This window comes from Myxococcota bacterium (assembly GCA_039030075.1).
Classification (GTDB): Bacteria; Myxococcota_A; UBA9160; order UBA9160; family SMWR01; genus JAHEJV01.
In genome coordinates, this window is record JBCCEW010000039.1 from 36507 (window position 1) to 44001 (window position 7495).

The window sequence follows — 7495 nt, forward strand, 5'->3', positions numbered from 1 at the left end:
CGCGAGGGACGACATCCTGGGGTACTGAGTCGGCGGCCCCCCGAACAGCCAACCCACCGCTCGAGCTGGGAGCCGACATGCGCACGCGACCCGTCCGCAAGACCAAGCTGATCGCCACCATCGGACCGGCCTGCGAGAGCCTCGACACCGTCAAGGCCATGATCCACGCCGGCATGAACGTCGCGCGCCTGAACTTCTCGCATGGCACCCATGCTACCCATCGCGAGCACGTCGAGCGGGTGCGGAAGGCCGCCACCGAGCTCGGCGCGAACGTCGCGATCATGCTCGACACGAAAGGCCTGCAGGTCCGTACGGGCCGCCTCCGGGAAGGCCCGGTCGAGCTCGAGACCGGCCAGACCTTCACGCTCCACACGGACGACCGCGACGGCGACGCCAGCGGCACCTCGATCTCCTACGCCGAGCTTCCCCACGAGGTGAGCGTCGGGGCGAAGGTCCTGATCGACGACGGCAAGCTCGAACTGCAAGTCGAGGACGTCACGCCGAGCGAGATCCAGTGCCGGGTCACTCGCGGCGGGACGCTCAAGGAGCGCAAGGGCGTCAACGTCCCCGACACCGTGCTCCAGATGCCGGCGATGAACGCCGAGAACCGCGCCGACATCGTGTTCGCGATCGAGAACCAGCTCGACTACATCGCGGCGTCCTTCGTGCGCGGCGCGCAGGACGTGCGCGAGATCCGCCAGATCCTCGACGAACACGGCGCGAGCATTCCGATCGTCGCGAAGATCGAGGCCGCGATCGGCGTGCAGAACCTCGAGGAGATCGTCGCCACCGCCGACGGCACGATGGTCGCACGCGGCGACCTCGGCGTGGAGCTCTCGGTCCAGGAAGTGCCGATGGTCCAGAAGAAGATCATCCGCACCACCGTCATGAACGGGAAGCCGGTCATCACCGCGACCCAGATGCTCGACTCGATGACCGAGACGCCGCTGCCCAGCCGCGCCGAGGTGAGCGACGTCGCCAACGCGATCCTCGACGGCACCTCGGCGGTCATGCTCTCGAACGAGACCGCAGCCGGGAAGTATCCCGTCGAAGCCGTGCGCACGATGGCCTCGATCGCCTTCGAAGCCGAGTCGGGTCTGCGGGAGTACGGACATCTCCAACACATCCTGTCGGGGCCGTCGCACGAGGTCACCGACGCGGTGAGCCAGGCGGCGATCACCATGGCCAACCACCTGAAGGCGTCGGCGATCATTGCGCTCACCGAGAGTGGCCGGACCGCCCGCTCGATCTCGAAGTACCGGCCGCGCTGCCCGATCCTCGGTGTGAGCAGCTGGCCCGAGGTGGTGCGCGCCTTCGCCATGAACTGGGGCGTGACCGGCATCTGCGTGGACTCGGACGACGCGTCCGGGAACGACGCGGTGGTCTCCTTCGCCCTGCGCCGCGCCAAAGAGCTCGGGATCGTGGAACGCGGCAGCCTCTGCGTGGTCACCGCCGGCACCAGCCGCGAGAGCGGCAGCACCAACATGATCCGGGTGGTGACGGCGGACTAGGTCCGTCTCGGCCCGCGCGTTTCGAACCGCGCCTCACTCCATGTCCGATGCTCCAGGGCGATCGCGGTCGGCGTCGAGTTCGGTGCGGAGGCGGTCGAGCAACCGATGCAGCTCGGCGACGTCGCTGCGCTTCCAGCCGGAGAAGATCGTTTTCTGATCCGGGGCCAGCCGACCGCTCATCCGATCACGCAGCCTCACCCCCGCTCGGTTCACCCGGAGCCAGCGAACCCGGCCGTCTCGAGGATCGGGGCGACTCTCGAGCAGCCCCAGGTCGAGTAGCTTCTTCACCTTCTTCGTCATGCCCGGCTGGCCGGTCTCGAAGGCGCGCGTGAGCTGGCCGACGGTCCACTCGCGATCGGGGTCGTGGCAAAAGTGACGTAGCAGCACGAAGAGGGGGTACGGCAACGGCTCGTCGGCAAGGATGCGATTGGCGCGTGTGCGGTTCAGCTGCGCCACCACCCCGCACCAGACCAGGATCTGCTCCTCTTGCGGGCGCTTCGGCCGCATGGCCTAGCGCCGCGGATCCAGCCGAAACACCCACGCCCCTTCCGAGTGCGCATCGCGATCGATCTCGTACTTCGCGATGAGCGCATCGCGGGCGGCCTCGCGTTCGGCCGGATCTTCGACGCGAACCGCCAGGAGTTCGAAGACCGTATCGCCCGCACGCAGTCGGACCCGCGGATCCCGTCCGACGTTCTCCACCCAGGTGCGCTCGGCCGGCACGTCGGTGCCGAGGATCAGCGACGTCGGGATGTAGAACTGGCTCTCGACAACGACCCCCCAGATGTTGATCGAGTGCGGGTCTTCGGGGTTGGTCTCGAGCTGGTAGTTCTCGATGTTGGCCCAGTTCGTCCAGGCACTCGGGAAGGGCTGCACGTCGCCGGCGAGGCGCCCGCCTGGAAACGGGCCGATCGGGCCGCAGCCGATCGCGCATGCCACGAGACCGAGCGCGAGACCGAGGCGAAGACGGAGGAGACGAGAATCAGCCGCGAAGCATCTCATGGGGGACCCCTTCTTTGTATTCCCAGGAATCTTATTACATTCCTAGGAATGCACAAGCCGCGCGCTGCTAGAACCGTCGAGGTCCCTGCCTCATGATCTCCTGCCGATGCACCCGAGCGAAGCAGGAACCCTCGAGCGAGAAGCGGCAGCGCTTCTCGGTGAAGCCCTGGAGAAGACTCCTGTCCTCCACCTGCCCGGCGTGCGCGACCGCCATCGGCAGCAGCTCGCGCAGGCCATCGAGTGTGCGGAGGCGGCCCTCGCTGGGGCGGACGGAACCCCCGGGACCACCGCGCTCGCCCGCGTCACGCTGGTGAGAGCCCACGCCGCTCGCGCGAAGGACGCGCGGCATGGCGCAGGACAGCTGTCGCGCAGCGCCCAGCGTGCTCCCACGCGAGCGGCGTGCGACGACGGCTGGAGGCGCGTCGAGGGGATCGTGGCGGGTGCGGAGGCGTCGGCGCGCGAGGCCACGCGCTCGGCGCGAGAGCTGGGAGACCCCTCTTCTCTCGAAGCGGCGTCCATCGCGCGCGAGGCGGCGCAGGCCGCGCGCCGGATCGTCGATGCGCGCAACCACGCCTACACGTTTCACGCCGATCCCGGTTTCTCGTTCGGGGAGGGCTGGTACCTGGCAGCCGCGGCGGTGCTGGCGAACGTCGCGATCCAGGTGGAGCCCGATCAGGCGCAGACACCCCAGGTCGAACGCTTCCTTCGAGATGCCGGTCTCTGGGAACGGGTCGTGCCCTACCGATCGCGCCCCCGCGCCAACAAGCAGCTCCCCGACCTCGTCGCCCACGCGTTTCGGGTCGATCCGCTCGCAGCCCAGGACGCACTCCGGTCGGCTTTCCTCGGTGAGGCGTCGACGCCGCAGCCGATCGCCGATTGGGCCGATCGCTCGCTGGCAGGCGCTTCCACCGGCAAGAAGGTCCTGCTCTGGGTGCGCAGCGGCGCCTATCACCCGCAGCGCAACACGAAGCCCGACGAGCTTCGGGAGCTGACCGAGCGATCCCGCGCGGCAGGGCTCCTACCGGTGTTCGTCGGCGACGCCCTCCCCGATGATCCCGCGCTGTCCGCGGGTGTCGACCTCACTCTCTTCTGGAAGCACCCTCTGTTCCAGGGGCCCGACATGCGCCGCGCCCAGCTCCAGCTCTTCGAGTACTGGAAACGCGCCCACGGCCTGGTCGGTCAGCTCGGCGTCACCACTGCCGGGATGGACGGCCCCGCCCTCGTCGGCCTCCCGACCGCCTACCTGACTGACGAACCCAACGTCCGCCTGGGCGCCTGGGTCGGCGCCGTCCCCGGCTATCGCGAACTCGTGCGCCGCGAGGGCTACCTCGAACGCCTCAGCGAGACACTCGTCGCGTGGGCGGCGGACGATCCGAATCGCCACGGCGCTTGACCGACTTCTCCAGCGCAGGGCTCGGGGGCGACGCCAGACTATGTCATCCTTCCACTCGACGACGGGGTAAGAGGCCTGGGCCAGTCGAGCCCGACGACAGCGATCCATGCAACGCGCTCCTTCGCGCGGGCGTGTGGTCCGCCGACGATCGGGAGCCATTCGGGGGTATCATGAAGGAGACGTTCCACCAGCAACAGCTGCTGACCTCCGGCGAGTGCGATGAGCTGATCTCGCTGTGGGGTCTCGATCAGGGACACGGCGGCGAGTACCACGAGAGCGAAGAGTACATCTCGAAGCGCACCTCGATCATCGAGTACCCGCCGACGATCTACGAGAAGCTGCGCGATGCGGTCGACCGCGCCAATCGCGACAACTGGGGCTACGAAGGGGAGCTCTGCCGATCGGGCGAGCTCTACCGCTACGAACCCGGCGACTTCTTCGATTGGCACATGGACCTGGGCGACGGGCGCATCTCGAAGCGGAAGCTCTCCACGCTGATCCAGCTCTCACGACCGAGCGAGTACGAAGGGGGTCGACTCGAGATCTTCGGCAACGATGAGCACACGGCGAGCACCCGACGCGGCATGCTGATGATCTACCCCTCCTACATCATGCACCGGGTCACCGAGGTGACTCATGGCCTTCGCTTCTCGGTCGGCGGCGAAGTCCTCGGCGAACCGTTCCGGTAGCCGCTCTGACTAGGTGCAAGGAGACCGGCCGCGGGGAAAGACCTAGTGGGACTCACCTCGCTTTCGGCGGCCTTGCGACCCGCGGGGCAGAGGACGCGGGCTCCTGCAGAGTGTCAGTACGGCCGATCTGTCTAGGGTCGTGTTTCGAAGGGCTCTTCTGGCGCTCCTGTTCTCTATTGCACTACCCGTGGTGGCGCTTCCGTGCTGGATCGCCCTCAACAGCGGCGATCTGGACCACCTCGATGACGCCGACCTGGAGTTGACGCGCCCGCCTATCTCGCCGGCGGAGAACGGCTTCACACTCTTGAAGACAGCTACGGCCCAGAGCGCCTCCCCCCTCGACGAGGTGGCTCAGGGTCGACTCGCGGCGATTCTGGCCCGAAGGGCGGCCGATCCAGACTGGATCGACCAGCTCGCCAGCAAGAACGCCGGTGCCTTCGATCTGCTGGATGCCGCATTGGCGACCGAACGATTCCAGATTCCGGTCTTCGAAGCGCGAGCCAAGGACGCGTTCGACCCGTTCCTGCACGTCCAACACCTCGTCCGGGTCGCCGCCGCCCGCGCCCAGACCTTCGGCCAGCAGGGAATGACGGCGCCCGCACTACGGCATGCAACGCTCGGCATGCGAATGAGTCGGAAGCTCAGCGAGGCCACGGGAACCCACATCCTGGCACTGACCTTCGCCTGGGCGAGCCAGTCGATCAGTCTCGTCGCGATCGAGGAGTTGCTTCGAAGCGACCTCGAGCTCAGCCCAGCCGAATCACGCCAGTTCGCGCTCGAGCTCGAAGCGTATCGGAGTCGAGACAGCGACTGGGTGCGCGCGTGGGCGACGGAGTATCAGTGGACGAAGACGAACCTCCTCGCGGAAGCCCCCGAGGTGGAGGTCGACGATCGGACGAAGGAACTGTGGCGGGAGCTCGACGCGCACGCGCCTCCATCGGACTGGGTGATTCGCCACCTTCCCCAGGAGTATCTGTTTCATCCCAAGCGCACATTGGCGCGCTTCGCGGACATGTATCGACGACTGTCGCGTCGGAGCCAGCAGACATGCCTCGAGTGGAGGAACACGGCGGCTTCAGAAGCGAAGATCGAGGAGCCCACCGAGTGGGAGACCTTCCGAGACCTTTTGCGCCCCAACTACGTGGGCTGGACCACCCTAGAACTGATCGAGCCGACGAACGGGCGCTTCCTCGTGCGACGCTGCGTGATGGACACTCGCATCTCGCTGGTTCAAGCGCTCGCGGGGCTCAACGCTCATCTACACGCGACCGGTAGACTGCCCGACTCGCTCGAGGATCTCGTCCCCAGGTACCTGCCAGCGACGCCGAAGGATCACTTCGACGGGAGACCGCTCCGCTACTCGGCGGGATCAAGGACGGTCTATTCGATCGGAGACGACTTCATCGACGATGGTCCCCCGACGGCCCCTTCGCAGATCGCCAGCGACGAACCCGCGATCCGCCTCTAGACAGCTCTGGCGTTCGTGAAGCGAACGCAGAAGAGCCCCGGAGCATCCGCTCCGGGGCTCTCTCTTTCTCGCGGCCCGAGAGCTGGGCCGGTGCGATCGAGCACCGCATCCCAGCCGAGCAAGCCGGACCCGGGCGGCGCGGCCTCGGGCTTCCCCGTGTGACCGCCACCGCCCGCTCGGCGCGCAGCGTTCGCGAAGCGAACGCGGAGCCGAAGGCAGGCCTTCCTACATCATCCCGCCCATGCCCCCCATGTCGGGCATGCCGCCGGGCATACCGCCACCGGCACCACGTAGTTGTTACAAGCGGTGTACCACATGGTGGTGTATTAGGCCCGTTACTTTTCCTAATATGCTTTGGAAGTGTTGAGCTTCCTAATAATAGTAGTTTAAAGTTTGCTGATGACTAAAAAATTTGTATCAACACCAAGAGGAACCATTTCTAACTTACTTCAGTCCAATGTAATTGATTTTGTGCAAAGTTGTGCTAATATAGGTTTAGACGTTGCACCCCAGAAAACACAAGTGATGAAATTTTCTACAACCAAAAACGCATGTAACTCGAAATATACAGTAGGTGATATTCAAATAGACTGGTAAATAAGGTTACTGATTTAGGAATTAAGTTTGACACTGATTTAAATTTCAAATCACATTATCTTGAAAAATTGCAAAGGCGAATTCATTGAGTTTCAGGGTATTTAAAACATTTGCTTCGCGTGACCCCAGCCCAATGTTTAGCATATTTAAGCAGTATATACGTCCAGGCATGGAATATGGTTCCACAGTTTGGAATCCACATCATACACAGGACATTTTAAAAGTAGAGGGTCCGCAAAGAAGATTTACTAAGCGACTAGAAGGGCTGGCAGGATTGTCTTATCTCAAAAGACTTGAAATTCTTAATGCTGAAACGTTGTTAGTAAGAAGATTAAAACTTGATCTAACTATGGTGTATAAGATATTTCATAACTATTGTATTGGCTCGGAATCTCTGCTTAACAAGTACTCGGGGAGGAGAAACAGAGGTCATAACTATAAGTTAGTGAAAGAAATTACTAGAACGGACGCAAGATTATACTTTTTCTCCAACTGCGTAGTAAATGAATGGAACAATTTACGGGATTAGGTTGTTGAAGTTACCTCGTTGAAAATTTTTTTCCCGTGAGCTTGACAAGTTAGATTTCAACTGCGTTAATGATGAATATTTTGATTGAATTTTATCCTCATTGAGTTAAATACATTCTTCAAGACATTGAGTCACAATTTGAAAATCTCGGCTAAAAATATATTCAGTCGTAAAATTCTCACACTTGGTTTCCTCTTATTTCAACAGTCAATTAATGCATGTTTTGTGTTTGTGTTTGCAATGCATTACTATGTTTATGTGTATGGGTTTGGGGTATATATGATTTGCGGTTATGTGCATTGTACA

Annotated in this window: 6 protein-coding genes; 4 read left to right on the top strand and 2 right to left on the bottom strand. The window is 62.4% G+C overall.

Translation table 11 applies throughout. The features are described from left to right. Positions 1–77: 77 nt before the first annotated feature. Positions 78–1511, top strand: coding sequence for a pyruvate kinase (gene pyk, locus AAF430_25480; protein ID MEM7413610.1), 1434 nt, complete (start codon positions 78–80; stop codon positions 1509–1511). A gap of 33 nt (positions 1512–1544) precedes the next feature. Here pyk and AAF430_25485 read toward each other — a convergent pair whose 3' ends face one another. Continuing rightward, positions 1545–2018: a MarR family winged helix-turn-helix transcriptional regulator gene (locus AAF430_25485; GenBank protein MEM7413611.1), complete on the bottom strand. Its 474-nt coding sequence runs from the start codon at positions 2016–2018 to the stop codon at positions 1545–1547. Positions 2019–2021: 3 nt separating this feature from the next. Next, the gene (locus tag AAF430_25490; protein ID MEM7413612.1) at positions 2022–2513 is read right to left on the bottom strand and encodes a hypothetical protein; all 492 of its coding nucleotides are present in this window, start codon (positions 2511–2513) and stop codon (positions 2022–2024) included. A 106-nt stretch (positions 2514–2619) separates the two neighbouring features. Between AAF430_25490 and AAF430_25495 the strand changes: the two genes are divergently transcribed. The 3 genes from AAF430_25495 to AAF430_25505 all read left to right on the top strand — a co-directional run bounded on the left by AAF430_25495 (position 2620) and on the right by AAF430_25505 (position 6063). After that, positions 2620–3906, top strand: coding sequence for a hypothetical protein (locus tag AAF430_25495; protein ID MEM7413613.1), 1287 nt, complete (start codon positions 2620–2622; stop codon positions 3904–3906). Between the two features lie 170 nt (positions 3907–4076). Further along, a complete protein-coding gene (locus tag AAF430_25500; GenBank protein ID MEM7413614.1) occupies positions 4077–4595 on the top strand; it encodes a 2OG-Fe(II) oxygenase in 519 nt (172 codons plus the stop codon). Between the two features lie 187 nt (positions 4596–4782). Beyond that, on the top strand, positions 4783–6063 hold the full coding sequence (locus AAF430_25505; GenBank protein ID MEM7413615.1) for a hypothetical protein: 1281 nt from the start codon (positions 4783–4785) through the stop codon (positions 6061–6063). Positions 6064–7495: the final 1432 nt, after the last annotated feature.

Coding starts and splice junctions, on each gene's coding strand:
- AAF430_25485 (MEM7413611.1), bottom strand. CDS start 2,018: ATGCGGCCGAAGCGCCCGCAAGAGGAGCAGATCCTGGTCTGGTGCGGG.
- AAF430_25495 (MEM7413613.1), top strand. CDS start 2,620: ATGCACCCGAGCGAAGCAGGAACCCTCGAGCGAGAAGCGGCAGCGCTT.
- AAF430_25490 (MEM7413612.1), bottom strand. CDS start 2,513: ATGAGATGCTTCGCGGCTGATTCTCGTCTCCTCCGTCTTCGCCTCGGT.
- AAF430_25500 (MEM7413614.1), top strand. CDS start 4,077: ATGAAGGAGACGTTCCACCAGCAACAGCTGCTGACCTCCGGCGAGTGC.
- pyk (MEM7413610.1), top strand. CDS start 78: ATGCGCACGCGACCCGTCCGCAAGACCAAGCTGATCGCCACCATCGGA.